Annotated in this window: 21 protein-coding genes; 13 read left to right on the top strand and 8 right to left on the bottom strand. The window is 61.4% G+C overall.

The features are described from left to right. The first annotated feature begins 2 nt into the window (after positions 1-2). The 9 genes from murD to lpxC all read left to right on the top strand — a co-directional run bounded on the left by murD (position 3) and on the right by lpxC (position 10496). Positions 3-1349: a UDP-N-acetylmuramoyl-L-alanine--D-glutamate ligase gene (gene murD / locus J4D25_RS20430; RefSeq protein WP_057713362.1), complete on the top strand. Its 1347-nt coding sequence runs from the start codon at positions 3-5 to the stop codon at positions 1347-1349. Then, positions 1346-2563: a putative lipid II flippase FtsW gene (gene ftsW / locus J4D25_RS20425; protein ID WP_057713363.1), complete on the top strand. Its 1218-nt coding sequence runs from the start codon at positions 1346-1348 to the stop codon at positions 2561-2563. Before murD ends, ftsW begins: the two co-directional genes overlap by 4 nt. Then, complete coding sequence (gene murG, locus J4D25_RS20420) at positions 2553-3623, top strand: undecaprenyldiphospho-muramoylpentapeptide beta-N-acetylglucosaminyltransferase (RefSeq protein ID WP_046041926.1); 1071 nt, start codon at positions 2553-2555, stop codon at positions 3621-3623. Before ftsW ends, murG begins: the two co-directional genes overlap by 11 nt. Continuing rightward, positions 3616-5076: a UDP-N-acetylmuramate--L-alanine ligase gene (murC, locus tag J4D25_RS20415; RefSeq protein ID WP_057713364.1), complete on the top strand. Its 1461-nt coding sequence runs from the start codon at positions 3616-3618 to the stop codon at positions 5074-5076. Before murG ends, murC begins: the two co-directional genes overlap by 8 nt. Then, on the top strand, positions 5073-6056 hold the full coding sequence (locus J4D25_RS20410; RefSeq protein ID WP_057713365.1) for a D-alanine--D-alanine ligase: 984 nt from the start codon (positions 5073-5075) through the stop codon (positions 6054-6056). The genes murC and J4D25_RS20410 overlap by 4 nt, the downstream gene beginning before the upstream one ends. Positions 6057-6060: 4 nt before the next feature. Next, positions 6061-6930: a cell division protein FtsQ/DivIB gene (locus tag J4D25_RS20405; protein ID WP_057713366.1), complete on the top strand. Its 870-nt coding sequence runs from the start codon at positions 6061-6063 to the stop codon at positions 6928-6930. Positions 6931-6945: 15 nt separating this feature from the next. After that, positions 6946-8205, top strand: coding sequence for a cell division protein FtsA (gene ftsA, locus J4D25_RS20400; RefSeq protein ID WP_007989901.1), 1260 nt, complete (start codon positions 6946-6948; stop codon positions 8203-8205). A 73-nt stretch (positions 8206-8278) separates the two neighbouring features. Beyond that, positions 8279-9472, top strand: a complete 1194-nt coding sequence (gene ftsZ, locus J4D25_RS20395; RefSeq protein ID WP_007972612.1) for a cell division protein FtsZ — start codon at positions 8279-8281, stop codon at positions 9470-9472. A 112-nt stretch (positions 9473-9584) separates the two neighbouring features. Continuing rightward, entirely contained in the window at positions 9585-10496 is a 912-nt protein-coding gene (lpxC, locus tag J4D25_RS20390) for a UDP-3-O-acyl-N-acetylglucosamine deacetylase (protein ID WP_007916984.1), read from the top strand. 173 nt (positions 10497-10669) lie between these two features. On the opposite strand, the gene J4D25_RS20385 is transcribed toward lpxC, so the two are convergent. The 7 genes from J4D25_RS20385 to J4D25_RS20355 form a co-directional block, all read right to left on the bottom strand. Continuing rightward, positions 10670-12172 (bottom strand): sensor domain-containing diguanylate cyclase, encoded by a 1503-nt coding sequence (locus J4D25_RS20385; protein ID WP_057713367.1) that lies wholly within the window; start codon positions 12170-12172, stop codon positions 10670-10672. Between the two features lie 247 nt (positions 12173-12419). Then, positions 12420-12644: a hypothetical protein gene (locus tag J4D25_RS20380; RefSeq protein ID WP_057713368.1), complete on the bottom strand. Its 225-nt coding sequence runs from the start codon at positions 12642-12644 to the stop codon at positions 12420-12422. Positions 12645-12927: 283 nt separating this feature from the next. Then, positions 12928-14292, bottom strand: coding sequence for a heavy metal sensor histidine kinase (locus J4D25_RS20375; RefSeq protein WP_057713369.1), 1365 nt, complete (start codon positions 14290-14292; stop codon positions 12928-12930). Beyond that, positions 14282-14959 (bottom strand): heavy metal response regulator transcription factor, encoded by a 678-nt coding sequence (locus J4D25_RS20370; protein ID WP_056726212.1) that lies wholly within the window; start codon positions 14957-14959, stop codon positions 14282-14284. The genes J4D25_RS20375 and J4D25_RS20370 overlap by 11 nt, the downstream gene beginning before the upstream one ends. Before the next feature lie 9 nt (positions 14960-14968). Next, the gene (locus tag J4D25_RS20365; protein WP_057713370.1) at positions 14969-18070 is read right to left on the bottom strand and encodes a multidrug efflux RND transporter permease subunit; all 3102 of its coding nucleotides are present in this window, start codon (positions 18068-18070) and stop codon (positions 14969-14971) included. Further along, complete coding sequence (locus tag J4D25_RS20360; protein WP_057713371.1) at positions 18067-19227, bottom strand: efflux RND transporter periplasmic adaptor subunit; 1161 nt, start codon at positions 19225-19227, stop codon at positions 18067-18069. Before J4D25_RS20360 ends, J4D25_RS20365 begins: the two co-directional genes overlap by 4 nt. Positions 19228-19886: 659 nt before the next feature. After that, the gene (locus tag J4D25_RS20355) at positions 19887-20855 is read right to left on the bottom strand and encodes a LysR family transcriptional regulator (protein WP_057713372.1); all 969 of its coding nucleotides are present in this window, start codon (positions 20853-20855) and stop codon (positions 19887-19889) included. Positions 20856-21195: 340 nt separating this feature from the next. Here J4D25_RS20355 and J4D25_RS20350 point away from each other — a divergent pair, with 340 nt between their 5' ends. Genes J4D25_RS20350 through J4D25_RS20335 form a run of 4 tightly spaced genes read left to right on the top strand, consistent with a single transcriptional unit; the run spans position 21196 to position 26018 of the window. Further along, the gene (locus tag J4D25_RS20350; RefSeq protein WP_057713373.1) at positions 21196-22695 is read left to right on the top strand and encodes an efflux transporter outer membrane subunit; all 1500 of its coding nucleotides are present in this window, start codon (positions 21196-21198) and stop codon (positions 22693-22695) included. 52 nt (positions 22696-22747) lie between these two features. Continuing rightward, positions 22748-24940 carry an FUSC family protein gene (locus tag J4D25_RS20345; RefSeq protein ID WP_057713374.1) on the top strand — a complete coding sequence of 731 codons (2193 nt, stop codon included), beginning with the start codon at positions 22748-22750 and terminating at the stop codon, positions 24938-24940. Beyond that, positions 24930-25130, top strand: coding sequence for a DUF1656 domain-containing protein (locus J4D25_RS20340; protein WP_057713375.1), 201 nt, complete (start codon positions 24930-24932; stop codon positions 25128-25130). The genes J4D25_RS20345 and J4D25_RS20340 overlap by 11 nt, the downstream gene beginning before the upstream one ends. Before the next feature lie 24 nt (positions 25131-25154). Beyond that, positions 25155-26018 carry an HlyD family secretion protein gene (locus J4D25_RS20335; protein WP_057395860.1) on the top strand — a complete coding sequence of 288 codons (864 nt, stop codon included), beginning with the start codon at positions 25155-25157 and terminating at the stop codon, positions 26016-26018. A 115-nt stretch (positions 26019-26133) separates the two neighbouring features. Here the strand turns inward: J4D25_RS20335 and J4D25_RS20330 are convergent, their stop codons facing one another. Then, on the bottom strand, positions 26134-26523 hold the full coding sequence (locus J4D25_RS20330) for a DUF4440 domain-containing protein (RefSeq protein WP_057716565.1): 390 nt from the start codon (positions 26521-26523) through the stop codon (positions 26134-26136). Positions 26524-26603: the final 80 nt, after the last annotated feature.

The following is a 26603-nucleotide window of genomic DNA, read 5'->3' as shown; positions in this document are numbered from 1 at the left end:
AAGTGTCTCTGATCGCTTCTGACCACTTCCGCATCGTTGTCGGCCTCGGCAAGAGCGGCATGTCCCTGGTTCGCTTCCTGGCGAACCGGGGCGTGGCGTTTGCCGTGGCCGATACGCGGGAAAATCCACCGGAACTGGCCGCGCTCAAGCGTGACTATCCGCACGTGGAAGTGCGTTGTGGCGAGTTGGATGTCGAGTTCTTGTGCCGCGCCGACGAGCTCTACGTGAGCCCCGGCCTGGCGCTGGCGACCCCGGCCCTGCAGGCCGCCGCCGCCCGTGGCGTGAAATTGTCCGGTGACATCGAGCTGTTCGCGCGTAACGCGAAGGCGCCGATCGTGGCCATCAGCGGCTCCAATGCAAAAAGCACCGTGACCACGTTGGTCGGCGAAATGGCGGCGGCGGCGGGCAAGCGTGTTGCCGTCGGTGGCAACCTTGGCACGCCGGCGCTGGACCTGCTCAGCGACGATATCGAGTTGTACGTGATGGAGCTGTCGAGTTTCCAGCTGGAAACCACCGACCAACTCAACGCCGAAGTGGCGACCGTGCTCAACATCAGCGAAGACCACATGGACCGTTACAGCGGTCTGCCGGCCTATCACCTGGCCAAGCACCGGATCTTCCGTGGCGCCAGGCAGTTCGTGGTCAATCGCCAGGACGCCCTGAGCCGTCCGCTGATGGGCGAGGGCCAGCCATGCTGGACCTTCGGCCTGAGCAAACCCGATTTCAAGGCTTTTGGTATTCGTGAAGAAGACGGCGAGAAATACCTGGGCTTCGAGTTCCAGAACCTGATGCCAGTGCGCGAATTGAAGATTCGCGGCGCCCACAACCAGTCCAACGCCCTGGCAGCCCTGGCCCTGGGCCATGCGGTCGGCCTGCCGTTCGATGCCATGCTGTCGAGCCTGCGCACCTTCGCCGGTCTCGAGCATCGCTGCCAATGGGTCCGCGACCTCGACGGCGTGGGTTACTACAACGATTCCAAGGCCACCAACGTCGGTGCCGCACTGGCGGCCATCGAAGGCCTCGGCGCGGACATCGACGGCAAGATCGTGCTGATCGCCGGTGGCGACGGCAAGGGGGCCGAGTTCAAGGACCTGCGCGATCCGGTGGCGGCCAACTGCCGCGCCGTGGTCCTGATGGGGCGTGACTCCGACAAGATCGGTGAAGCCATCGGCGATGCCGTACCGCTGATCCGCGCCGGTTCCCTGGTCGAAGCCGTCGAGCAATGCCGCGCTGCAGCCCAGCCGGGCGACGTGGTGCTGCTGTCGCCTGCCTGCGCCAGTTTCGACATGTTCAAGAACTACGAAGACCGTGGTCACCAGTTCGTCCAAGCCGTGGAGGATCTGGCATGAGCCTCAAAGGCATCATCAAGCCGTATCCATCGCCGCTCATCACCGGGCGCGGTATCGACCTCGACTTCCCGATGCTCGCCGGCTGCCTGACGCTGCTCGGCCTGGGGCTGATCATGATCGCCTCGGCATCGACCGAAGTGGCGGCCGTGCAGTCGGGCAGCGCCCTGTATTACATGATTCGCCACCTTATTTACGTGGTGCTGGGCCTGGGTGCCTGCATCGTCACCATGATGATCCCGATTGCCACCTGGCAACGCCTGGGCTGGCTGATGCTGTTGGGGGCGTTCGGCTTGCTGGTGATGGTGATCATCCCGGGGATCGGCCGTGAAGTGAACGGTTCGATGCGCTGGATCGGATTCAGTTTCTTCAACGTCCAGCCATCCGAGATCGCCAAGGTGTTCGTGGTGATCTACCTCGCCGGTTATCTGGTGCGTCGCCAGAAAGAAGTGCGTGAAAGCTGGATGGGCTTCTTCAAGCCGTTCATCGTGCTGCTGCCGATGGCGGGCCTGCTGCTGATGGAGCCGGACTTCGGTGCCACCGTCGTGATGATGGGGGCCGCGGCGGCGATGCTGTTCCTTGGCGGCGTCGGGTTGTTCCGCTTTTCCCTGATGGTGGTCCTGGCCGTCGGCGCAGTGGTGCTGTTGATTCAAATGCAGCCGTATCGAATGGCGCGTCTGACCAACTTTGCCGACCCATGGGCCGACCAGTTCGGCGCTGGCTATCAGTTGTCCCAGGCATTGATCGCCTTCGGTCGCGGCGAATGGCTGGGCGTGGGTCTGGGCAACAGCGTGCAGAAACAGTTCTACCTGCCGGAAGCCCACACTGACTTCGTGTTCTCGGTCCTGGCCGAAGAGCTGGGTGCGGCGGGTTCGTTGTGCACCGTGGCACTGTTTGTCTTCGTGTGTATTCGTGGCATGTACATCGGTTTGTGGGCTGAAAAGGCCAAGCAGTTTTTCGCAGCTTATGTGGCATACGGTCTGTCGTTCCTGTGGATCGGCCAGTTCCTGATCAACATCGGCGTGAATGTCGGCCTGCTGCCGACCAAGGGGCTGACCCTGCCGTTCCTCAGTTATGGGGGTAGTTCGTTGGTGATTTGCTGCGCCTGTCTCGGCTTGTTGCTGCGCATCGAGTGGGAAAGTCGAACCCACCTGGGCAGCGAAGAGATGGAGTTCCATGAGAGCGACTTCGCCGAGGAGCCGAACCATGGGCGCTAACGTCATGATCATGGCTGGCGGTACCGGTGGCCACGTGTTCCCGGCGCTGGCGTGTGCCCGCGAATTCCAGGCGCGCGGCTACACCGTGCACTGGCTCGGCACCCCGCGTGGGATCGAGAACGATCTGGTGCCGGCGGCCGGTATCGAACTGCATCGGATCAATGCCAGCGGTCTGCGCGGCAAGGGCAAATTGTCCCTGCTAAAGGCACCGTTCATGTTGTTCAAGTCGGTCTGGCAGGCGCGGGCGATCATTCGCCGTCTGCAGCCGGTCTGCGTCGTTGGCTTTGGTGGGTTTGTGACCGGTCCTGGCGGCGTCGCGGCCAAACTGGCCGGTGTACCGGTGATCGTTCACGAACAGAACGCCGTTGCCGGTACCGCCAATCGGTTGCTGGTGCCGTTGGCCGCCCGAGTCTGTGAAGCGTTCCCCGACACCTTTACCCTGTCGGACAGCCGCCGGACCACCGGTAATCCGGTGCGCACCGAGCTGTTCCTCGAGACATCGCGACCTGCCCTGGCCGGTCGCAAGGCGCGTTTGCTGATCCTGGGCGGAAGTCTGGGCGCAGAACCGTTGAACAAGTTGCTGCCTGAAGCCCTGTCGCAAGTCGCTGCCGATTTGCGTCCGGAAGTGTTCCATCAGGCCGGCAAAAACCACGATGAAGTGACTGCAGAGCGTTATCGCGCGGCTGGCGTCGAGGCGCAGGTGCAGCCCTTCATCAAAGACATGGCCCAAGCCTACAGCTGGGCCGACCTGGTGGTATGTCGCGCAGGCGCGCTGACCATCAGTGAACTGGCCGCCGCCGGTCTGCCCTCGATGCTGGTGCCTTTGCCTCATGCAATCGACGATCACCAGACCCGCAACGCCGAATATTTGGCCCGTGAAGGTGCAGCCTTCCTGATGCCACAAAGAACGACTGGCGCAGCGGATCTTGCCGCTCGCCTGACAGAGGTCCTGATGCAACCACAACGACTCAACGAAATGGCTACCGCGGCACGCCGCCTCGCCAAACCCGATGCCACCCGTAACGTGGTCGATAGCTGCCTGGAGGTGGCCCATGGTTGAGAGTCAGAAAGCCATGCCGCAACCGGAAATGCGCCGCATCCGTCGCATCCACTTCGTCGGTATCGGCGGTGTGGGCATGTGCGGGATTGCCGAAGTGCTGCTGAACCTGGGTTATGCCGTGTCCGGCTCTGACCTGAAGGCTTCGCCGGTGACTGAACGCCTGGAGTCCTTCGGCGCGCAGATCTTCATCGGCCATCGCGCCGAGAACGCCGCGGCCGCCGACGTGCTGGTGGTGTCGAGCGCCGTGAACACGTCCAACCCGGAAGTCGCTACCGCGCTGGAACGCCGTATCCCGGTGGTGCCACGTGCAGAGATGCTGGCTGAGCTGATGCGTTATCGCCACGGTATCGCCGTTGCCGGTACCCACGGCAAAACCACGACCACCAGCCTGATCGCTTCGGTGTTCGCCGCCGGTGGCCTGGACCCGACATTCGTGATCGGTGGCCGCCTGAATGCCGCGGGCACCAATGCCCAGCTTGGCACCAGCCGCTACCTGATCGCCGAAGCCGACGAAAGCGACGCCAGCTTCCTGCACTTGCAGCCGCTGGTGGCTGTGGTCACCAACATCGACGCCGATCATATGGCGACCTACGACGGTGACTTCAACAAACTGAAGAAAACCTTCGTCGAGTTCCTCCACAACCTGCCGTTCTATGGTCTGGCCGTGGTGTGCCTGGACGATCCGGTGGTGCGTGAAATCCTCCCGCAGGTCAAGCGCCCGACCGTTACCTATGGCTTTGGCGAAGATTGCGACGTGCGCGCCATCAATGTGCGCCAGCAAGGCATGCAGACCTTCTTCACCGTGCTGCGCCCTGACCGTGAGCCGCTGGATGTTTCGGTCAACATGCCGGGCAACCACAACGTGCTGAACTCGCTGGCGACCATCTGCATCGCCACCGACGAAGGCGTCAGCGATGAAGCCATCGTCCAGGGCCTGTCCGGGTTCCAGGGTGTCGGCCGACGCTTCCAGGTCTACGGCGAACTGCCGGTGGACGGCGGCAATGTGATGCTGGTCGATGACTACGGTCACCACCCGACGGAAGTCGCGGCCGTGATCAAGGCCGTACGCGGTGGCTGGCCGGAGCGCCGCCTGGTGATGGTCTACCAGCCGCACCGTTACAGCCGCACCCGTGACCTGTACGACGATTTCGTCAATGTGCTGGCCGACGCCAACGTACTGCTGCTGATGGAAGTCTATCCGGCCGGCGAAGAGCCGATTCCAGGCGCCGACAGCCGCAAGCTGTGCAACAGCATCCGTCAGCGTGGCCAGCTCGACCCGATCTACATCGAGCGTGGCGTCGACCTCGCGCCAGTGGTCAAGCCGCTGCTGCGCGCCGGCGACATCCTGCTGTGCCAGGGCGCCGGTGATATCGGCGGTCTCGCACCAAAACTGTTGAAAAGTGAGTTGTTCGCCGGTGCCGTTGCCGCACCGGAGAAGGGGAAGTTGAAATGACTGTTGCCTACGCCAACCTGGTCTCCACGATCGCGCCGAAAGACTTCGGCCGCGTCGCCGTGCTGTTCGGCGGCAAGAGCGCCGAGCGTGAGGTCTCCCTGAAGTCGGGTAACGCCGTTCTGGACGCACTGCAAAGCGCCGGTGTGGACGCGTTCGGCCTCGACGTGGGCGATGACCTGCTGCAGCGTCTGCTCAACGAAAAAATCGACCGCGCCTTCATCATCCTCCACGGCCGTGGTGGTGAAGACGGCAGCATGCAGGGCTTGCTCGAATGCCTGGGCATTCCGTACACCGGCAGCGGCATCCTGGCTTCGGCCCTGGCCATGGACAAACTGCGCACCAAGCAGGTCTGGCACAGCCTGGGCATTCCAACCCCACGTCACGCGGTACTGAGCAGCGAGGCCGATTGTATTTCGGCGGCGACGGAACTGGGCTTCCCTTTGATCGTCAAACCGGCCCATGAAGGTTCAAGTATCGGTATGGCCAAAGTGAGTTCCGCGTCCGAATTGATCGACGCATGGAAAGCGGCCAGTACCTACGATTCGCAAGTGTTGGTCGAGCAATGGATTCACGGTCCGGAGTTCACCATCGCCACCCTGCGTGACCAGGTGTTGCCACCGATTGCCCTGGGTACCACGCACAGCTTCTACGACTACGACGCCAAGTACATCGCCAACGATACCCAGTACCGCATTCCGTGCGGTCTGGACAGCGCCAAGGAAAAGGAACTCATGGACCTCACGGCGAAAGCCTGTGAAGCGCTGGGTATCGCCGGTTGGGGCAGGGCAGACGTGATGCAGGACGCCGAAGGGCAGTTCTGGTTCCTGGAAGTCAACACCGCACCGGGCATGACCGATCACAGCCTGGTGCCGATGGCGGCCCGTGCCGCCGGTCTGGATTTCCAGCAACTGGTTCTGGCCATTCTGGCCGAGAGCGTTGTCGGCAAGACTGCCGGTAACCAAGAGTCGACGAGAGGTTAAGGCCATGCAAGGCGCTCAGCTCAGACATCAGCCCACCGCACCGACCGGCCGCAAGCCGGTACCGCGGGGTGCCAGCCGAATGGTGGCCAAAGAGCCGATGTCCGCGCGCCTGCCGAAAGCCAACTTCGGTTTTCTCAAAGCGTTGTTCTGGCCGGTACTGCTGGTGGCTTTGGGGTTCGGTACTTACGAAGGCGCGACACGGTTGTTGCCGTATGCCGACAGGCCGATCACCAAGATCAACGTGCAGGGCGACCTGAGTTACATCAGCCAGCAAGCGGTGCAGCAGCGGATCGCCCCTTACGTGGCGTCGAGCTTCTTCACCATCGACCTGGCGAGCATGCGCACCGAGCTGGAACAGATGCCATGGATTGCCCACGCCGAAGTGCGCAGGGTGTGGCCGGATCAAGTGGTGATCCGCCTGGAAGAACAACTGCCGGTGGCCCGTTGGGGCGACGAGTCGCTGTTGAACAACCAGGGCCAGGCCTTCACCCCGCGCGAGCTGGCGAACTATGAACACCTGCCACAGCTGTTCGGCCCACAGCGGGCTCAGCAGCAAGTGATGCAGCAATACCAGGTACTGAGCCAGATGCTCAGGCCGCTGGGCTTCTCGATTGCACGCCTCGAACTGCGTGATCGCGGCAGCTGGTTCCTGACCACCGGCCCCGGCAGTGCGGGTCCCGGGATCGAGCTGCTGCTGGGACGCGGCAACCAGGTGGAAAAGATGCGCCGTTTCATCGCCATCTATGACAAGACGCTCAAAGAACAGATTACGAACATTGCGCGCATCGATCTGCGCTACGCCAACGGCCTCGCTGTTGGCTGGCGGGAACCTGTAGCGCCCACGGCAGCCCAACCCGCTGTCGCGAAGAATTAAGAAGAGGCAGGACCCATGGCAAACGTGCAAAGCGGCAAAATGATCGTCGGTCTCGATATCGGCACCTCCAAGGTGGTGGCGCTGGTGGGCGAGGTCGCGGACGACGGCACGCTGGAAATCGTCGGGATCGGCACCCATCCGTCCCGTGGCCTGAAAAAAGGCGTGGTGGTGAACATCGAGTCCACCGTGCAATCGATCCAGCGCGCCATCGAAGAAGCGCAGCTGATGGCTGGTTGCCGCATTCACTCGGCGTTCGTCGGCGTGGCCGGTAATCACATCCGCAGCCTGAACTCCCACGGCATCGTGGCGATTCGTGATCGCGAAGTCAGCTCGGCGGACCTTGAGCGTGTGCTCGACGCTGCCCAGGCCGTGGCGATCCCGGCTGACCAGCGCGTGCTGCACACCCTGCCGCAGGATTACGTAATCGATAACCAGGAAGGCGTCCGCGAACCGCTGGGCATGTCCGGCGTACGTCTGGAAGCCAAGGTCCACGTGGTCACCTGCGCCGTCAACGCCGCACAGAACATTGAAAAATGCGTGCGCCGCTGCGGTCTGGAAATCGACGACATCATTCTCGAGCAACTGGCTTCCGCGTACTCGGTACTGACCGATGACGAGAAAGAGCTGGGCGTGTGCCTGGTGGACATCGGTGGCGGTACTACCGACATCGCGATCTTCACCGAAGGCGCGATCCGTCACACCGCGGTAATCCCGATTGCCGGTGACCAGGTGACCAACGACATCGCCATGGCGTTGCGCACTCCGACCCAGTACGCCGAAGAAATCAAGATCCGCTACGCCTGTGCCCTGGCCAAACTGGCCGGTGCCGGTGAAACCATCAAGGTGCCAAGCGTTGGTGACCGTCCGCCGCGCGAACTGTCCCGTCAGGCCTTGGCCGAAGTGGTCGAGCCGCGCTACGACGAGCTGTTCACGCTGATCCAGGCCGAACTGCGCCGCAGCGGCTACGAAGACCTGATCCCGGCCGGCATCGTGCTGACCGGCGGTACTTCGAAGATGGAAGGCGCTACCGAACTGGCCGAGGAAATCTTCCACATGCCGGTGCGCCTGGGCGTGCCTCACGGCGTGAAAGGTCTGGATGACGTGGTACGCAACCCGATCTATTCCACCGGCGTCGGCCTGTTGATGTACGGCCTGCAGAAGCAGTCCGACGGCATCTCGTTCTCGGGCATCGGCAGTCGCGACAGCTACAGCAATGAAGAGCCACAGGCTCCGCTGCTGGACCGCCTGAAGAAGTGGGTCCAGGGCAATTTCTGAAGATTTACCGCAATACCGTTACACCGAAGCACGCAGTAGGCGAAAAAACTAGAGAATGTAAAGGAGAGGGAAAATGTTCGAACTCGTAGACAACATCCCCGCAAGCCCGGTAATCAAAGTTATCGGTGTCGGCGGTGGCGGCGGCAACGCTGTCAACCATATGGTCAAGAGCAACATCGAAGGCGTCGAGTTCATCTGCGCCAACACCGATGCTCAAGCGCTGAAAAACATCGGCGCGCGGACCATCCTGCAACTGGGCACCGGTGTGACCAAGGGTCTGGGCGCTGGCGCCAACCCTGAAGTCGGCCGTCAAGCCGCTCTGGAAGACCGTGAGCGCATTGCCGAAGTGCTGCAGGGCACCAACATGGTGTTCATCACCACTGGCATGGGCGGCGGTACCGGTACCGGTGCTGCGCCGATCATCGCCGAAGTGGCCAAGGAAATGGGCATCCTGACCGTTGCGGTCGTGACCCGTCCGTTCCCGTTCGAAGGCCGCAAGCGTATGCAGATCGCCGACGAAGGCATCCGTATGCTCTCCGAAAGCGTCGACTCGTTGATCACCATTCCCAACGAGAAGCTGCTGACCATCCTCGGTAAAGACGCCAGCCTGCTGTCGGCTTTCGCCAAGGCAGACGATGTACTGGCCGGTGCCGTCCGCGGTATCTCCGACATCATCAAGCGTCCGGGCATGATCAACGTCGACTTCGCCGACGTGCGTACCGTGATGAGCGAAATGGGCATGGCGATGATGGGCACTGGCTGCGCCAGCGGTCCGAACCGTGCACGCGAAGCCACCGAAGCGGCCATTCGCAACCCGCTGCTGGAAGACGTGAACCTGCAAGGCGCTCGCGGCATCCTGGTGAACATTACCGCCGGTCCGGATCTCTCCCTGGGTGAATACTCCGACGTGGGTAGCATCATCGAGGCATTCGCCTCCGAGCACGCGATGGTCAAGGTCGGTACCGTTATCGATCCGGACATGCGCGACGAGCTGCACGTGACTGTCGTTGCCACAGGTCTGGGCGCTAAAATCGAGAAGCCTGTGAAGGTCATCGACAACACCGTCCACACCTCGATGGCTGCACAGCCACAACAACAGGCCCCTGTTCGTCAGGAAGCTCCAGCGGTGAACTACCGTGACCTGGACCGTCCGACCGTCATGCGCAACCAGGCTCAGGCCGGTGCTGCGACTGCCGCGAAGATGAATCCGCAAGATGATCTGGACTACCTGGACATCCCGGCTTTCCTGCGTCGTCAGGCCGATTGATGGAATGTATCAGGGCTATGAAGGTGATTGGTGTTCAGCAAAGGCGTGGTCTGCTATCATCGCCAGCCTTTGTTGATACCAGTTCGCAATTTGCGCTGAAGCGGCCCAAGCCATGATTAAACAACGCACACTGAAAAATATTATCCGTGCCACAGGTGTAGGCCTGCACTCCGGGGAGAAGGTCTACCTGACCCTCAAGCCTGCGCCTGTCGACACTGGCATTGTGTTTTGTCGCGCTGACCTCGACCCTGTGGTGCAAATTCCTGCCCGCGCGGAAAACGTCGGTGAAACCACTATGTCGACCACGCTGATCAATGGCGACGTCAAAGTGGACACGGTAGAGCACTTGCTCTCGGCCATGGCTGGCCTGGGCATCGATAACGCCTACGTCGAGCTCTCCGCGTCCGAAGTCCCGATCATGGATGGCAGCGCTGGACCCTTCGTATTCCTGATTCAATCGGCAGGCCTGGAAGAACAGGACGCCGCCAAGAAATTCATCCGCATCCTGCGTGAAGTGACAGTGGAAGACGGCGACAAGCGCGCCACTTTCGTCCCTTTCGAAGGGTTCAAGGTGAGCTTCGAGATCGATTTCGATCACCCGGTTTTCCGGGACCGCACCCAAAGTGCAAGCGTGGATTTTTCCAGCACTTCGTTCGTAAAAGAAGTCAGCCGCGCCCGTACTTTCGGTTTCATGAGTGACATCGAGTACCTGCGCAAGCACAACCTCGCACTCGGCGGCAGCGTTGAAAACGCTATTGTGGTCGACGCCGATGGCGTACTGAACGAAGACGGCCTTCGCTATGAAGACGAATTCGTGAAGCACAAGATTCTCGATGCAATTGGTGACCTCTACCTGCTGGGCAATAGCCTGATTGGTGAGTTCAAGGGCTTCAAGTCCGGCCACGCACTGAACAACCAGCTGCTGCGCAAGTTGATTGAGCAGACAGATGCCTGGGAAGTCGTGACGTTCGAAGACGCCAGCACCGCACCGATCTCTTACATGCGTCCGGTTGCGGCCGTGTAAGCAAAAAACCTCTCTAGTTTTTTAAAGGCTACCTTCGGGTGGCCTTTTTTTATGTCCGAAGTTTGTAGTGCCTGGGCTGACCTCATCGCGAGCAAGCTCGCTCCCACAGTGGATTGCATTCCCCTGTGGGAGCGAGCTTGCTCGCGATGGCGTCCGCCCATCCAATGAAAATCCTACTCGGCACACACCACCCGGTTACGCCCCCCTTCCTTGGCCTGATACAGCGCCTTGTCGGCACTGAACAGCAATTGCTCCAGGTTGATATCGCTGGCCGCCGTCCAGGTGGCAATACCGATACTCACACTCATCGGCGGCTCACCGACGTCCACCAGTGGCAGTTTCTGCACCGCCTCGCGGATGTACTCGGCGATCTGCTTCGCGCCTTCACTGTCAGTTTCGGCCAGGACCACCGAAAACTCCTCGCCGCCATAGCGCGCCACCAGATCCGTCGGGCGATGGACATTGGCGCGCAGGACCTCGGCCAACGCCCGCAAGGCTTCGTCGCCGGCCTGATGTCCGTGCCGGTCATTGAAGGCCTTGAAGTGATCGGCATCGATCATCAGCAACGACAACGGCCTGCCACTGCGCTGCGCACGAAACCACTCATGGCGCAGGGTCTGATCAAGGGATCGACGGTTGGCCACGCCGGTCAAGGCATCGGTGGCCGCCAGTTGCGCCAATTCCTGCTCGGCACTTTGGCGCCGTCGCAGCTCGCGGCAGAGCAGCCAGGTCAGCCACAACAGGCCGATGCACAAGACCCCTGTTGCACCGCTGATCACATAGGCCGTGCGGTTCCAGGTGGCGAACACTTCGTCGATGGAAAGGGCCACGATGACGGTCAGCGGAAGATTGCCGACCCGGGTAAAGGTGTACAGGCGCCGTTGATGATCGACACTCGATACGCTTTCAAAGGTACCACTGCGCTCGCGCAGCATGCGTACGACGTTGGGACGGCTGGAGAGGCTATTGCCGATGGCGTTTTGCTCCCGGTACGGTTTCTGCGCCAGGAGGATCCCGTCATCGTTGATGATGCCCAGCGTACTGCCGTTGCCGATGTCGAGGCTGTTGAACAGTTGGTCGAAGTAGCTCATGCGCATCGACGCCACCGCGACCCCCAGAAACTCACCCGTGGGCGAAGAAATGCGCCGGCTGAAACTGATGCGCCATTCGTCGCTGTCATCGCAGTCGCAGCGTGGCTTGAACGGTCGGCTAATAAACATGCCGGTGTCGTGATTGAAGGCATGGGCCAGGAAATAATCGCGGTCAGCGAAGTTGCCCGGTTTCGGCTCGATTAATGATGAGTCGGCCAGCACGTCGCCGTGCTTGTCCAGCAGCAGGATGTCGCCCTTGTAGCGCGCAGTGGTGGAGCGGTCGAACAGCACCAGATGACGGATCTGCGGTGCAACCTGTTTAAGGTCGTCCCGTTGGGCGGCGGCGATCAGGCCCTGCAAGGTCAAGTCATAGAGCTCGACCGTACGCAGGACATCGGTATCGATCAGTTGCGCGATGGTGGTCGCGCTGCGTGTGGCGGTCTGCTGGGCGTAGGCGTGTTCGCGGATCAGCAGGAAAGTGACGATGCACAGGATCGAGATGACGGTCAGGGTACTGCCGAAGATCACCATGATCTCGGGTCGCCCGGTCGGGCCTTGAAAATGTGCAGTGCGGCTTGCGGTCATAGGGCTGACGTTCGCTTAAGGGACGCTCTAAGCGTAGTTGCATAAACGTAGCAGCCGAGTGAATCGTTCCCGTTGCTCGAACGATTGATCTTGGGTGTGGGCGTCAGTGCCTTTCGTTGCGCAAATTGCAATGAAGGCCGAGTCGCCACTATAAAAAAAGCCGCTGACAGCAGCGGCTTTGAAGACAACTTCTCAAAGGGAAGAGCCGATGAAAAGTGTCGAGGGAAACGGGAGTGATCGGTGCGGATCAGCTGTCTTTCTCGGCCAGTGGCTGGGCCTGGATGCTGGATGCCTGCGGGGCTTGGGAGTCTTGAGCAGCCTTGGCCGTCATCTCGATCTGATGCTCTTCGAACGTTGCAGCGCGTGCGGCGTTATGCGCAACGAAAGTCTGCGATTCTTCCGCCATCGCCAATGGCGACAGGAACAAAGAGGACAAAACGAAAGCGCTGGCAATACCCATACTGTTGGACATTTTTAAAACCTTCTTGCTTGGCAAGTGCTGTTTGGTGCGGGCAAAGATAAGGATATGAGGCGAGGGGAAAAAGAGCGGATTCATGAAAGGACTGTTACAGCAAAAGCAAAGATCGATAGGAGGGAGCACACATTCACTGTGGCGAGGGGGCTTGCCCCCGTTCGGCGGCGAAGCCGTCGTAAATCCGGTATGCAAGGTGTATCAGATAAATCGTGGTTGCAGATTTTGGGGCCGCTGCGCAGCCCAACGGGGGCAAGCCCCCTCGCCACAGGGGTTGTGCCCGTCAGACGGGAAGGTGTATGCCGAACGTATTCATCCCATGATCACTGCGCACGAACACATCGCCGCCATGCATCAGCGCAATTGCCTTGACGATGGCCAGCCCCAGACCGTGATTGTGGCCGCTGTTGCTGCGCGACGCATCGACCCGGTAGAAGCGTTCGAACAGGCGCGGCAGATGTTCGTTGGCAATCGGCGAACCCGGGTTGGCGACGCCGATGCTGACTTGATGCTCCTGGGCTTCGATCCGCACTTGAATCACCTGCCCGGGCGCGGTGTGCTGCACCGCATTACTCAGCAAGTTGATCAACGCCCGGCGCAGATGAGCGATCTCGATGCACACCTGCGCGTCACCACTGACCTCAACCTGGACCTGAGCGTCTTCGAGAATGAAATCCAGATATTCCAGGGTCGTGGCCACCTCATCGGCCAGCGAGGTTGAGGTGAGCTTGGTCGCCTTGCTGCCCTGGTCGGCGCTGGCGAGAAACAGCATGTCGTTGATGATCGAACGCAGTCGCTCAAGCTCTTCGAGGTTCGATTGCAGCACTTCGAAGTAGTGCTCGGCGGAGCGCCCGCGGGTCAATGCGACCTGGGTCTGGCCGATCAGGTTGGTCAGTGGCGAGCGCAGTTCGTGGGCGACATCGGCGTTGAATGACTCAAGGCGCGAGTAGGCTTGCTCGACCCGTTCCAGGGTCGAGTTGAACGAGCTGACGAATTGATCGAGTTCCGGCGGCAACGGTGACAATCGCAAGCGCCCCGAGCGCAACGGCGGGGCCAGGCGCTGGGCTTCCTGGGACAGTTTGATCAGCGGCTTGAGCCCGATCCGCGCCACCCAATAACCCAGTGCCGAGGCAAGCAGAACACCGGCAATCGCCAGGCTGATCAGTGCGACCAGCAGGTGATGCTGGGTATGGAAAAACGTTTCGGTGTCGATGGCGATCATGAAGCGCAACGCTGGGCGCTGGTCCTTGGCCGGAAACTCGCTGACCAGCACTTTCAGCGGATACGGGTGCTCCGGCAGATGCATGTCGCGCGTGCCCAGCGGGCCTTGGGCAAAGGCACGGATCTGCGAGGTCAGGTTGCCGTATTCGTAGTGTGGATCGCCGCTGATGATCCAGAAACTGATGCGCTTGTCTTCTTCGCTCAGCAGGTTGAGCTTGTTGTTGATCTTCACCCAGTGCTCAGGCGTGCCGTAACGGCCGACCGTGGATTCGAGCACGCTGTAGCGCGCATCGAGTTCGGCTTCTGGCAGCAGGCCCAGGCCCTTGTCGACCTGCTGGTACAGCGCCCAGCCGATCAGCAGGAACACCAGCAGCGCCACCAGCGTGAACATTGCGCTCAGACGCAGGGCGATGGAATTACTGGACACCACGGCTCTCCAGCACATAACCCATGCCACGAATGGTGTGCAGCAGTTTCTCTTCGAACGGCCCGTCGAGCTTGGCCCGCAGGCGTTTGATCGCGACTTCGACGACGTTGGCGTCGCTGTCGAAATTGATGTCCCAGACCATCTCGGCAATGGCGGTTTTCGAGAGGATTTCACCCTGGCGCCGGGCCAGTACACTGAGCAGCGAGAACTCCTTGGCGGTCAGGTCCAGGCGTGTACCGGCGCGGGTGGCCTTGCGGCTGATCAAATCTATCCACAGGTCGGCGATGCTCACTTGCACCGGTTCATGACCGCCACTGCGCCGGGTCAGCGCTTGCAGGCGTGCCACCAGTTCAAGGAAGGAAAACGGTTTGCCCAGATAGTCATCGGCGCCTTCACGCAAGCCCTTGATGCGGTCTTCCACACGTTCGCGGGCGGTGAGCATGATCACCGGGGTTTGCTTGCGCGCACGCAAGGCGCGCAACACACCGAAGCCGTCGAGGCCCGGCAGCATGACGTCGAGGACGATCACCGCGTAGTCGCTCTCCAGCGCCAGGTGCAGACCTTCCACACCATCGCGGGCCAGATCCACGGTGAAACCCTGTTCCGTCAGGCCGCGATGCAAATAGTCTGCGGTTTTTTCTTCGTCTTCGATAATCAGAACGCGCATGACCCCGCCTCAGTCTGTGGTCGCCAGCACCGGTTCTGGCGCAGGTTTAGGTCGATGGAATAACCGCTCAAGCCACAAGTATATGACCGGTGTGGTGAACAGCGTCAGCGCCTGGCTCACCAGCAAACCGCCGACCACCGCGATCCCCAGGGGCTGGCGCAGCTCGGCACCGGTGCCATAGCCGAGCATCAACGGCAGAGCGCCGAGCAGGGCGGCGAGGGTGGTCATGATGATCGGCCTGAACCGTGTGATGCAGGCCTTGAAAATCGCTTCCTCAGGCGACATTCCGCCATTGCGCTGCGCTTCGAGGGCGAAGTCGATCATCAGGATGCCGTTCTTTTTCACGATACCGATCAGCAACACCAGCCCGATCAGCGCCATGATCGAAAAGTCCTGGCCGCAAATCCACAGCATGATCACCGCGCCGAGGCCTGCCGAAGGCAAGGTCGAAATGATCGTCAGCGGGTGCACGAAGCTCTCGTAGAGCACGCCGAGAATGATGTACACCGCCAACAGCGCCGCCAGGATCAACCACGGCTGGCTGGCCAGCGAACTCTGGAACGCCTGGGCCGCGCCCTGGAAATTACCGCTGATGGCGGTCGGCATGCCGATGTCGGCCTTGGCCTGGTTGAGCATGATCACCGCATCACCCAGTGCCACACCGGGGGCCAGGTTGAACGACAGGTTGGCGGCGGGGAACATCCCGTCATGGGCGATGGACAGCGGGCCGACAGTCGGCGCATCGAACCTGGCCAGGGCCGACAGCGGCACCATTTCCCCGCTCAGGGGCGAGCGCAGGTAGAAGTAGTTGAGGCTTTCGGCCTTGCCGCGCTGCTTGGTATCCAGTTCCAGGATCACGTTGTACTGGTTGATCTGGGTCTGGAATTCATTGACCTGACGCTGGCCGAAAGCATCGTACAGGGCTTCGTCGACGTCACTGGCGGTGAGGCCGAAACGTGCAGCGGCGCTACGGTCGATGCTGATGTGGGTGATGCTGCCGCCCAGTTGCAGGTCGTTGGAAATATCGCGGAACGCGGGGTTGCTGCGCAGTTTTTCCGTCAAGCGTTGGGTCCAGGTGCTGAGGGTCGCACCGTCGTTGCTCTTGAGCACGTATTGGTACTGGGCGCGGCTCGGGCCGGAGCTGAGGTTGATGTCTTGCCCCGCACGCAGGTACAGGACGATGCCCGGGACTTTCATCAGTTGCGGGCGAATCCGGTCAATGAATTCGCTGGCCGAAACATCTCGGTCGCCGCGTTTTTTTAGAGCGATCCAGAAGCGACCGTTAGCGATGGTCTGGTTGCTGCCCGAGACGCCGACCGAGTGGGAAAATGCTTGAACCGCAGGATCAGCGGCGACGATTTCGGCCATCACCAGGTGTTTTTTCACCATGTCGCCGTAGGAAATATCCGCAGCTGCTTCGGTGGTACCGAGAACAAAGCCAGTGTCCTGAATCGGGAAGAAACCTTTAGGGATAAAGATGTACCCGGCGACCGCCAACCCCAGGGACAAACCGAACACGCCGATCATCAATTTCTGGTGGGCGAGGGCACGGCGCAGGCCTTTTTCGTACCACGCCAACAGGCGCTCACCGAACCCCGGTTTGTCGTGGGCATGATGCACGGGCGCGCGCATGAACAGCGCAGCGAGGGTCGGTGCCAACGTCAGCGAAACCACCACCGAAATCATGATGGTGGAGGTGGCGGTCAGGGCGAACTCCTTGAACAACCGGCCGACCACACCGCCCATGAACAGCAGCGGAATGAACGCCGCCACCAGCGAGAAACTGATCGACACCACGGTAAAACCGATCTCGCCGGCGCCCTTGATCGCCGCCTCGCGCATGCCGTCGCCGGCTTCCAGATGCCGGTGAATGTTCTCCACCACCACGATCGCATCGTCCACCACAAAGCCCACGGCGACCACGATCGCCACCAGCGTGAGGTTGTTCAGGCTGAAGCCCATGACGTACATCAGCGCAAAGCTGGCGATCAGCGACACACCGAGCACTGCCGACACGATCAGCGTGGCCGACAGTTGGCGCAGGAACAGCGCCATCACCGCCACCACCAGCATCACAGCGATCATCAAGGTGATTTCCACCTCGTGCAGCGAGGCGCGGATGGTCTGGGTGCGGTCGATCAACACCTTGACCTGTACCGAGGCGGGCAACATCGCTTGCAGCGCCGGCAGCGCGGCCTGAATGCGATCCACGGTCTCGACGATGTTGGCGCCTGGCTGGCGGAAAATCACAAGGTTCACGCCCGGTTGCGAACCCGCCCAGGCCTGAACGTAGGCATCTTCCGAACCGTTGACGACTTTCGCGACATCCTTGAGGTGAACCGGTGCACCGTCCTTGTAGGAAACGATCAACTGGCTGTATTCGTCGGGGTGGAACAACTGGTCGTTGGTCGACAGGGTTGAAATGCTCGATTCGCCGTACAGCGCCCCTTTGGCCAGGTTGAGGCTGGTCTGCTGGATCGCCAGGCGAATGTCCGCCAGGGTCAGGCCGATGGCGGCGAGTTTGTCGGCGGACACCTGGACACGGATCGCCGGACGCTGCTGACCGGTGATGACGACCTGTCCTACACCGTCGACCTGACTGAGCTGACGGGACAACAGGGTTTCCGTCAGGTCGCTGAGCTCAGGACCTGGCATCAGCGAGGAGTTGACGCTGAGGATCAGCACCGGGCTGTCGGCCGGGTTGACCTTGCGCCAGGTCGGCAGGTTCGGCATGTCCTTGGGCAGTTTGCCCGCGGCGGTGTTGATCGCCGCCTGCACTTCCTGGGCGGCGGTGTCGATGCTCTTGTCGAGGGTGAATTGCAGGGTCAGGTTGGTCGAGCCCAGTGCACTGCTCGAGGTCATCTGGGTTACGCCGGGAATGGCACTGAATTGCACTTCAAGGGGTGTGGCCACCGAGGAAGCCATGGTTTCCGGGCTGGCGCCGGGCAGTTGCGCGGCCACCTGGATGGTCGGGAATTCTGCTTCCGGCAACGGCGCTACCGGCAGGCGCGGAAACGCGATGACACCCAGCAGCACCAGGGCGAACGTCAGCAGGACCGTGGCCACCGGGTGGTCGATGCACCAGGCTGAAATCGAACCATGGCCCTTCATTGCGCCGCCTCCGATCGCACCACTTGAGGTGGCTCGGTCAGCACTTGCACAGTAGCGCCGGGCTTGAGCCGCGACTGACCATCGCTGACCAGTACATCACCCGGCTTCACACCCTTGATGATGTCCTGGCCGCTGCCTTGATAGACCATCTGCACCTGCACGGCTTCGACCTTGTCCCCATTGACCCGGTACACGAAGTGCTGGTCGAGGCCGCGTTGTACGACTGTCGGCGGCACCACCAGCGCATCTTTATCCAGGGCAGTCTGAATCTTTACCGTCACCAGCAGGCCCGGCCAGAGTTTCTGTGCGTCGTTGTCGAATTCGGCTTTGGCGCGGATGGTGCCGGTGTTGGCGTTGATCTGGTTGTCGATCAGGGTCAGGTGACCTTCGCCGAGCAGGTTGCCGGTTTCGCCGTCGGTGTCGGCCCCGATGTAGGCCTTGACCCGGGCGTGCTGTGGGTCGTTGATCAGGCCTTGCAGGGTCGGCAGCATTTGCTGTGGCAGGGAGAATTCCACAGCGATCGGGTCGATCTGGGTCACGGTGAACAGGCCTTGGGTGTCGGTCATGCGCAGGAAGTTGCCTTCGTCGACGGTACGAATGCCGACACGACCGCTAACCGGGGAGCGAATTTGTGTGTAGGAAAGCTGTACCTCGGCGGAGTCAATCGAGGCCTGGTTACCTTGGGCGGTGGCCTTGAGCTGGTTGACCAGGGCTTGTTGCTGGTCGTAAGTCTGCTTGGACACGCCGTCGTCGACACTCAACAGCTTGTAGCGCTTGAGGTTGACCAGCGCCACTTGCAGTTGCGCCTGGCTTTCGCCCAGTTGTGCCCGGGCCTGGTCGAGGCTGGCGCGGATCGACCGGTCGTCGATGGTGGCCAGCAGGTCACCTTTTTTCACCAGTTGGCCTTCCTTGACCAGCAGTCTGGTGAGGATGCCGTCGATTTGCGGGCGGACCACGACGCTGTGCAGGGACAGTACCGAACCGATGCCGCTGACGTAGCGCGGTACGTCTTTTTCGGCGACGGCGACCACGCGCACCGGGATGGCGGTGGGGGTGGCGAGTTTGGCCTTGGCCGGTTTGGTGGCGTACCACAGGCCCAGCGCTGCCAGGACGATCAGAAGGGCGACGAGCAGGGCGGATTTTTTCTGGATTCGCATGCGAGTGGGGCGCCGGGGCTGGGTGGTCGGTAGGTGGGTAAGGTAGTTTCCTTTATAAACCTGTTTGCTGGTCAGGAGGGTGACGGCTAACTGACGGCGCTGTCAGTTTGGGGGGACTTGGCGGCCTTTGGGCCGACCATGTTCTTGGTTGACCGTGTACATATCCGTTTCTTCGGTAACGGCCACTTCTGGTTTCGCCCTTACGGCGACTCACTTTTTTTAACAAGCGCCTCAAAAAAAGTAAGCAAAAAAAGCGCTCGCCCCCAACGTCCGGCCCCTCGCTGGGGCTCGGCGTTCCTTCGCTCCGGCATTCATCCGGGGGCATCGCCTCCGGTCGGCTTCGCTTCGACCTCCTCTCGATGTGTTCGGCTTCGCCGAACGGCGCTGCGCGCCCACCCCCGGATGAACGCCTCCACTCAGCCTTCCGAGGGGGCGGGTGGATCAAGATCAAGAGCTGCAGGCGAGCTAACGCTCGGCCTGATGAGTGGTGAGAAGCGACGCGGTGGTGCGGGATGCTCTGCTTTTTGCTCTTCTGTGGGGGCGAGCCTGCTCGCGATGGCGGTGTATCTGCTCACAGAGATTTGAATGTGAGTACGCCATCGTGAACAGGCTCGCTCCCACAAGGGATCAATCTGATATGAGCCGGGCTCGGGCATCCATCAATTCGCCACCCGAACCCCACCCAGGCTCCCGCTCAATTCATACGCCGCCAATTCCGCCTGATGCGCCGCCAGCAATTCCGGCAACGATCCACGCAAATACTCGACCCAGGTCTTGATCTTCGCGTCCAGGTACTGGCGCGACGGGTAGATGGCGTACAGGTTCAGTTCCTGCGAGCGGTAGTTGGGCATCACGCGCACCAGTGTGCCGTTGCGCAGGCCTTCTATCGCGGCGTACAGCGGCAGCACCCCAACGCCCATGCCGCTGATGATCGCGGTTTTCATCGCGTCGGCGGAGTTCACCAGGAAGGGTGAGCTGTTGATGGTGACCATTTCCTGGCCATCAGGGCCGTCGAAGGCCCATTTCTCCAGCGGAATCACCGGGCTGACCAGGCGCAGGCAGGCGTGGTTGAGCAGGTCGCTGGGTTTTTGTGCGCAGCCGTTGGCTTTGACGTAGGCCGGCGAGGCGCAAACGATGCTGTAGGTGATGCCCAGGCGCTGGGAGACGAAACCCGAATCCGGCAGTTCGCTGGCGAGGACGATGGACACGTCGTAACCCTCGTCGAGCAGGTCCGGCACGCGGTTGGCCATGGTCAGGTCGAAGGTCACGTCCGGGTGGGTCTTGCGGTAGCGGGCGATGGCGTCGATCACGAAGTGCTGGCCGATGCCGGTCATGGTGTGCACTTTCAGTTGCCCGGCCGGGCGTGCGTGGGCGTCGCTGGCCTCGGCTTCGGCTTCTTCGACGTAGGCCAGGATCTGTTCGCAGCGCAACAGGTAGCGCTTGCCGGCTTCGGTCAGGGCGATGCGGCGGGTCGTTCGGTTGAGCAGGCGGGTTTGCAGGTGGGCTTCCAGGTTGGAGACCGCGCGCGAGACGTTGGCCGTGGTGGTGTCCAGTTGAATGGCGGCGGCGGTGAAGCTGCCGGCTTCGGCCACGTAACTGAAGGCGCGCATGTTTTGCAAAGTGTCCATGGGGTGCTCTCTCGTCGAATGACAAATTGTGACACGAAGTTTCTGTTTATTTACAGGCGACTAAAGATCTACCAACGGATTATCTCGTTAACGGTAACAAAGATTCACAGGAATCCCAGCTTATCGCCCTTCAGGCCGCCCCATAGAATTGCGCAACTTGGCAAACCGGGGGCACGGCCCCAGCCGCACAACCTGTGGGAGCGAGCTTGCTCGCGATGGCGGCGGTTCAGCCAACACAGATGTTGAATGTGGCTCCGCTATCGCGAGCAAGCTCGCTCCCACAAATGCGGCGCTGTTTCCAAAAAACGTGTACCTCTCCCTATTTCAGGAAATCGCAGCAGTGCCGCGTCGCATCAGCAGAGCGCTTCAGCCGCTCAGTGTTTTGGCTTTAACCCTGGCAATCAGCGGCTGCATCGGAACCGGAGGTATTGCCCCACAGGGCAAGGCGCTGGAGGCCAATTCACTGGCTACCGACGAAGCGATCCAGAGCGCCGCGCAGGATGCCCACTGGCCCACCGCACAATGGTGGCAAGCCTACGGCGACCCGCAACTGAATCGCTGGATCGACCTCGCCCTGCAAGACAGCCCGACCTTGGCCATGGCCGCCGCCCGGGTGCGTCAGGCCAGGTCCATGGCCGGCGTGGCCGAAGCGGCCGAATCGCTGCAGATCAATGGCGAGTCCACCCTCAAGCGTCACAACTGGCCTACCGACCAGTTCTATGGCCCCGGTGAGCTGGCCAACAGCACCACTTGGGACAATAACGCAGCGCTGGGTTTCAGCTATGCCCTCGACCTCTGGGGCCGCGAAAGCAATGCCACCGAGCGCGCCGTGGACATGGCGCACATGACCGTCGCCGAGGCTCGTCAGGCCCAGCTCGAATTGCAGGACAACATCGTCCGGGTCTACATCGAGTTGTCGTTGCACTACGCCCAGCGGAACATCGTTGAAGCGACCTTGAAGCAGCAACAGCAGATTCTCGAACTGGCGCAAAAGCGTCTGGACGGTGGCATCGGCACCCATTTCGAAGTCAGCCAAGCTGAAACACCGTTGCCGGAAACCCATCGTCAGATCGACGCCCTCGATGAAGAAATCGCCCTGAGCCGCAACCAGCTCGCCGCCCTCGCCGGCAAGGGCCCGGGGGAGGGCGCGCAGTTGCAGCGGCCAACGCTGTCACTGGGTGCGCCGCTGAAACTGCCGTCGTCGCTGCCGGCGCAATTGCTCGGTCAACGCCCGGACGTGGTCGCCAGCCGCTGGCAAGTGGCGGCGCAGGCGCGGGGTATCGATGTCGCCCATGCCGGTTTCTACCCGAACGTCGATCTGGTCGGCAGCCTTGGCTACATGGCCACCGGCGGTGGAGCCCTGGAGTTCTTGACCGGCAAGAAACTCAACTACAGCGTGGGACCGGCGATTTCGTTGCCGATCTTCGATGGCGGGCGCTTGCGCTCGGAGTTGGGCGAAGCCTCGGCGGGTTATGACATCGCCGTGGCCAAGTACAACCAGACCCTGGTCAACGCCCTGAAAAACATCTCCGACCAGTTGATCCGCCGCGAGTCCATGGACAAACAGCAGGCGTTCGCCGCCGAGTCGGTGGCCACTGCGCAGAAGACCTACGACATCGCGATGATCGCCTACCAGCGTGGCCTGACCGACTACCTCAACGTGCTCAATGCCCAGACCTTGTTGTTCAAGCAGCAGCAAGTGCAGCAGCAGGTTCAGGCGGCGCGCCTCAGTGCCCATGCCGAACTGGTGACGGCGTTGGGCGGTGGTCTCGGTGCCGGTATTGACGTGCCGAACGCCGAACAGACTCAAGTGCCGAAAACCCCGAGCCTTTTGCGTTGAACACGAACCCACAGGTCCTGAGTCTGACCTTATTTTTATTGAGCAGGATTTCATGACTCCCTTGCCCGCACCCTTGCGCTGGCTGTACTCCCTGGAATGGCGCCGGGGTTTCTTCGACTGGGCACGCAGCGACGGCGTGACTTGGGTCTACATTTTCAAGGTACTGTTCGCGGCATTCCTGACGTTATGGCTGGCCATGCGCCTGGAGCTGCCGCAACCGCGTACGGCGATGATCACCGTGTTCATTGTCATGCAGCCGCAAAGCGGCCAGGTGTTCGCCAAGAGTTTCTATCGTTTTCTCGGCACCCTGGCCGGTTCGGCGGTGATGGTCGCGCTGATCGCCGTGTTTGCGCAGAACACTGAGTTGTTCCTCGGTTCGCTGGCGATCTGGGTCGGTATCTGCACGGCTGGCGCCGCCCGCTGCCGCAACTTCCGCGCCTACGGTTTCGTACTCGCCGGATACACCGCGGCGATGGTCGGCTTGCCCGCGCTGGCCCATCCAGATGGCGCGTTCATGGCGGCGGTCTGGCGGGTGCTGGAAATCTCATTGGGCATTCTCTGTTCGACCCTGATCAGTGCCGCCATCCTGCCGCAATCGGCTAGCGCGGCGATGCGCAATGCCTTGTATCAGCGCTTTGGCGTGTTCGCCCTGTTCGTCACCGATGGCTTGCGCGGACGCAGTCAGCGGGAGGCGTTCGAGGCCGGCAACGTGCGTTTCATCGCCGAAGCCGTGGGCCTGGAAGGCTTGCGCAGCGTGACTGTTTTTGAAGACCCGCACATGCGTCGGCGCAATGGCCGGCTCAGTCGCCTGAACAGTGAGTTCATGGGCATCACCACGCGCTTCAATGCCTTGCACCAGTTGCTCGAACGCTTGCGCAGCAGCGCGGCGGACACCGTGGTGGCGGCCATCAAGCCGGGTCTGCAGGACCTCGCCGAGTTGCTCGACGGCTTCAGCGGTCGTGCCCTGACCAGCGCCGATGCGGCGCGTCTGGTCATGGTGCTGAGCGCCTACAAGGAAGGTTTGCCGGCGCGGGTGCGTTGTCTGCGGGCAACGTTCCAGCAGAGCGATCCGAGCGATGCCGAGCAACTGGATTTCCACACCGCGTACGAGCTGCTTTATCGTTTCGTCGACGACTTGCACGGTTATGCACAGACCCACGCCTCCCTGGCCGACCACAGTCACGAACGGGAGCGCTGGGACGAGCCGTTCACCCCGCAAACCAACTGGATGGCAGCGGCAGCATCGGGAATTCGCGCAGCGTTCATTCTGGCGGTATTGGGCAGCTATTGGGTGGCAACCGCCTGGCCGAGCGGGGCGACCATGACCCTGATTGCCGCCGCGACGGTGGGCCTGTCCGCCGCCACCCCGAACCCGAAACGCATGGCCTTTCAGATGGCGTGCGGGACATTGCTCGGGGCGCTGATCGGCTTCGTCGAGATGTTTTTCATTTTCCCGTGGATCGACGGATTCCCGTTGCTGTGCGTGATGCTCGCGCCGGTGATCGTGCTGGGCTCGTTCCTGACTTCGCGGCCGCAATACGTCGGCGTCGGCCTGGGTTTGCTGATCTTCTTCAGCACCGGTTCGGTGCCGGACAACCTCACGGTCTACAACCCCTACACCTTCATCAACGACTACATCGCCATGGTGCTGGGCATGCTGGTGTGTGCAGCGGCCGGGGCGATCATTCTGCCGCCCAACAGCCGCTGGTTGTGGCGTCGGCTGGAGCAGGATTTGCGCGGCCAGGTGGTGTACGCCATCAGCGGCAAGCTCAAGGGATTGGCGTCGAGTTTCGAAAGCCGCACCCGCGATCTGGTGCATCAGGCCTACGGCTTCGCGGCGGGCCAACCGCAAGTGCAGCGGGACTTGCTGCGCTGGATGTTCGTAGTGCTGGAAGTCGGCCACGCGATCATCGAGTTGCGCAAGGAACAGGCGATTTTGCCGGTGCATCCGGCCTATGCCGAATCCCGGCCGTGGCGCCAGGCGATCCGGGTGATGGGGCGTGCGCTGGTGCGGCTATTCCTGCAACCGAACAGCAGCAATCTCGAACGCGCGCTGATTGCCGTCGATCACGCGATCAGCCGTGTGCAGTCCACCGACGAACCCTTCGCCCCGCACTTCGATACCTCGGCGTTGCGCCGGGTGAAGAGCTACCTGCACTTCATCCGCACCTCTCTGCTCGATCCGCAATCACCGCTCGCCACCTTCGCAAGCAGCCAGCCCCAAGGACTTGAACATGCCTCGTGAAATCGCCTTCCACGGCGTGTACATGCCGACCATGACCCTGATGTTTTTCATCGCCGCGGCGCTTTCCTGGGTGCTGGACCGGTTCCTGTCCGGGTTCGACCTGTACCGTTTTTTCTGGCATCCGGCGTTGCTGCGCCTGAGCCTGTTTACCTGTCTGTTCGGCGCGTTGGCGCTGACTGTCTACCGTTGACTCTCTATCATTGAGAATGCCCCGATGAAAAAGTTTTTCAGCCTGCTCGCGACCTTGCTGGTGCTGGCCCTCGCGCTGTGGATCGGCCGCTCCTTGTGGGAGCACTACATGAACACGCCATGGACCCGCGACGGCCGCGTGCGCGCCGACATCATCAACGTCGCCGCCGACGTCACCGGCGAAGTGGTGGACGTGCCGGTGCGCGACAACCAGTTGGTGAAGAAGGGCGATTTACTGATGCAGATCGACCCCGAGCACTACCGTCTCGCAGTGAAACAGGCACAGAGTCTGGTGGCATCGCGCAAGGCGACCTGGGAGATGCGCAAGGTCAACGCCCATCGTCGCGCCGATATGGACAACCTGGTGATCTCCCGGGAAAACCGTGACGACGCCAGTAACCTCGCCGACTCGGCCCTGGCCGATTACCAGCAGGCCCAGGCGCAACTGGAAGCCGCCGAGCTCAATCTCAAGCGCACTGAGGTGCGCGCGGCGGTGGATGGCTACGTGACCAACCTCAACGTGCACCGCGGTGACTACGCGCGCATTGGCGAGGCGAAAATGGCCGTGGTCGACATGAACTCGTTCTGGGTCTACGGCTTCTTCGAAGAAACCAAGCTGCCCCACGTGCGCGTGGGTGATAAAGCCGACATGCAACTGATGAGCGGCGAAGTGCTCAAGGGCCACGTGGAAAGCATCTCGCGTGGCATCTACGACCGCGACAACCCGGAGAGTCGAGAGCTGATTGCCGATGTGAACCCGACGTTTAACTGGGTGCGTTTGGCGCAGCGGGTGCCGGTGCGGATTCACATCGATGAAGTGCCGGAGGGTGTGCTGTTGGCGGCGGGGATCACTTGTACGGTGGTGGTCAAGCAAGGTGATGGGGCATAATCCATTCCCCTGTAGGAGCGAGCCTGCTCGCGAAAAACCTGAGAGCGACGCGTGCTTTCTGAATGCCTGCGTTATCGTTGACGTCCATCGCGAGCAGGCTCGCTCCTACAGTTGATCAGCAAAACGTCTCCTGCAAATGCCGCCAAAGGATCTTGCCATCCACCTGCTCGAACACCACGGTCGAGCGACGATCCGAGTGCAGCCCGGTCGCATCGGTCTGCTGTTCGCGGTAACTCACGGTCGCGCCACCGTCGTGCAACGCAATACCACGCAACTCACTGAGCTCGATGCGGAACCCGAGCTTCTTGCCGCCCGCCAGCGAGAACAATTCGTTCAGCGCGTCAAAGTCCAGCACCCGGCCGAGCGGCGAGACCATGGAGAACTGCGGCGAAAAACGTGTCAGCAGTTTTTCGAGTTCACACGCGTCACGTTCTTCGGCCAGCCATTGTTCGATGGCCACGTGGGCCTGGATCACTTCGTCGAAATATTCGGTGTAGTCGGTCATGTTGATACCTGAATTCTGGGGTGTTTGTTCCGGCGCCATCGCGAGCAAGCTCGCTCCCACAGGGGGCATCTGGGTGGCAT

The sequence above is a fragment of the Pseudomonas sp. GW456-L13 genome (assembly GCF_017350115.1).
Classification (GTDB): domain Bacteria; phylum Pseudomonadota; class Gammaproteobacteria; order Pseudomonadales; family Pseudomonadaceae; genus Aquipseudomonas; species Aquipseudomonas jessenii.
This window is presented reverse-complemented; position numbering and strand designations above follow the sequence as displayed.